The organism is Mesorhizobium sp. M4B.F.Ca.ET.214.01.1.1, from assembly GCF_004791545.1.
Classification (GTDB): Bacteria; Pseudomonadota; Alphaproteobacteria; order Rhizobiales; family Rhizobiaceae; genus Mesorhizobium; species Mesorhizobium abyssinicae.
Genome location: NZ_SRUX01000224.1, coordinates 1 through 312, shown reverse-complemented (window position 1 = coordinate 312; position 312 = coordinate 1). Strand labels below are relative to the sequence as shown.

The following is a 312-nucleotide window of genomic DNA, read 5'->3' as shown; positions in this document are numbered from 1 at the left end:
CGTTCCGTCCCCGTACGTATATACGTAAGGCGTGTCGGCAATCGGGCGGACCCCGGTCACCTCTGACCCGATCTGCGTGTTGAGCTGGTCCGAGCCCGTGTCGAATACGTATCGCTGCGCGTTGCCATTGTTGATCTTGGCCCAGATGCCCAGGCGGTCATGGCCTTCCCCGACATACTCCAGCGGGATCGAAATCGGGTCGTCGGCCAACGCTTCTCCAGTTGGAAATGCTACCAGACCCACCCCGAGAGACACAGCCGGCAGGAATACCGTCGTCATCGCGGTGGTTGCCGCCAGAAAGTTCTTTGTCCT

General features: G+C 60.3%; 1 protein-coding gene. It reads right to left on the bottom strand.

The window, feature by feature from the left end; translation table 11 throughout:
* A partial coding sequence (locus EN857_RS33975) for a hypothetical protein (protein WP_135897727.1) occupies nt 1-210 on the bottom strand: 210 nt, incomplete at its 3' end.
* Nucleotides 211-312: the final 102 nt, after the last annotated feature.